This window comes from Mesorhizobium sp. M7A.F.Ca.US.006.04.2.1 (assembly GCF_004022915.1).
Taxonomy (GTDB): Bacteria; Pseudomonadota; Alphaproteobacteria; order Rhizobiales; family Rhizobiaceae; genus Mesorhizobium; species Mesorhizobium ciceri.
Map to the genome: position 1 here is coordinate 1 of NZ_RZQA01001229.1, position 1343 is coordinate 1343.

Sequence of the window (1343 nt, forward strand, 5' to 3'; positions counted from 1 at the left end):
ACGGTAGGCCTCGGCGGTCGCGGCATTGGGCGCTGTCGTCACTTCCTGGCGCTTGCGCTCCATTTCGGCGTCATCGGCGCCGGCCGCCACGAAGATCGGCTGGCCGATGACGATCGACGAACGGCCGAACGGCAGGTTGATGGTGGTCTTGTCCCAGCTCTTCTCCAGCACCTTGCGGCGGCTGGTGGTGATGGCGACGGGCACAAGCGGCCGGCCCGAGAGGCGAGCCAGGAGAACGATGCCAAGTCCTGCGTCTCGCGGCGTGCCGTGCGGAATATCTGCGATCATGGCGACGTTCTTGCCGACGGCGAGCGACTTTTTCAGGGCGATAAGCGCTTTTGCCCCACCCTTGTCGAGGTGCCTGGCATTTTCCCGCCCGCCCGAGCCGCGCACCGCCTCAATGCCGAATTTTTCCAGCATCAAGGCGTTGAGCTCGGCATCGGCGCTGCGCGAAACCATGGCGACCAGCGGCTTGCGCTTGGGATAATAGGCAGGCGTCAGCAGATGCTGGCCGTGCCACAAGGCGATGATGCCAGGCTCGAACTCGGTATAGGCACCGCCCGAAAACCGTGCCGATCCCTCGACGACGCGATTGGTGAGGCGCACGAAGCGGACGAACTGGGCGAACAGGCTGGCGATGGCGTTCTTGACGAATCGCGACTGCGCAAGCGGTTGGCGAATCTTGCGCCAGAAGGCCTTGGTCGTGCGGCTGCGTCCCCTGCCCGTGGGCGCGGCATCGCTTGCTGGCCCTTTCGCCAGGTCATGCTCCATCGAAGTCAACCGGCAGCCTTGTTGTCGGGGTCCAGCAGCCGGTGCAGATGAACGACGAAGTAACGCATGTGAGCGTTGTCCACGCTGGCTTGCGCCTTGGCTTTCCACGCCGTGTGCGCGGATTGATAGTCGGGATAGATGCCGACGATGTCGAGCCCGTCGAGATCGCGGAATTCGGTGCCGCCAAGCTTCTTCAGTTCGCCACCGAACACCAGATGCAAAAGCTGTTTCTTTCCGTCTTCCGCGGCCATGTCGGTCCTTCACATATCGTGAGTTTGTCACAGGTCTAGACCAAAGCCGCCGACTTTGGAACCTTTAGGGCGAGATGAATTCATCTCGCCGGGGAAAACGCTTTCACGTGTCCAGACCGGCGATGACGCCGGCGAGCACGGCCAGCAATTCACCGCTGCCGGCAGCAAGGGCGCCGTGACGAGTCACCTCGCCGGCATAAAGTGGAGCGCGGCCATGCTGGTCGAGCAGCTGGCCGCCGGCCTCGCGCAGGATGAGGTCGGCCGCTGCAATGTCCCAGTCATGCGCGTTCGGCTTGACGAAAGTGGCGTCCAGCGCGCCAT

3 protein-coding genes are annotated in these 1343 nt (G+C 63.4%); all 3 read right to left on the reverse strand.

Annotation, left to right across the window (positions count from 1 at the left end; translation table 11 throughout):
- A partial coding sequence (locus EN925_RS36080; RefSeq protein ID WP_128337385.1) for a lysophospholipid acyltransferase family protein occupies window positions 1-771 on the reverse strand: 771 nt, incomplete at its 3' end.
- Between the two features lie 5 nt (window positions 772-776).
- On the reverse strand, window positions 777-1022 hold the full coding sequence (locus tag EN925_RS36085; RefSeq protein ID WP_013532345.1) for a DUF4170 domain-containing protein: 246 nt from the start codon (window positions 1020-1022) through the stop codon (window positions 777-779).
- 103 nt (window positions 1023-1125) lie between these two features.
- Window positions 1126-1343: inositol monophosphatase family protein (locus EN925_RS36090; RefSeq protein ID WP_281040699.1), on the reverse strand; the 218-nt coding region annotated here is incomplete at its 5' end.

Bases quoted from the DNA above. Each gene is read 5' to 3' on its own strand.
- EN925_RS36085 (WP_013532345.1), bottom strand. From the start codon at position 1,022: ATGGCCGCGGAAGACGGAAAGAAACAGCTTTTGCATCTGGTGTTCGGT.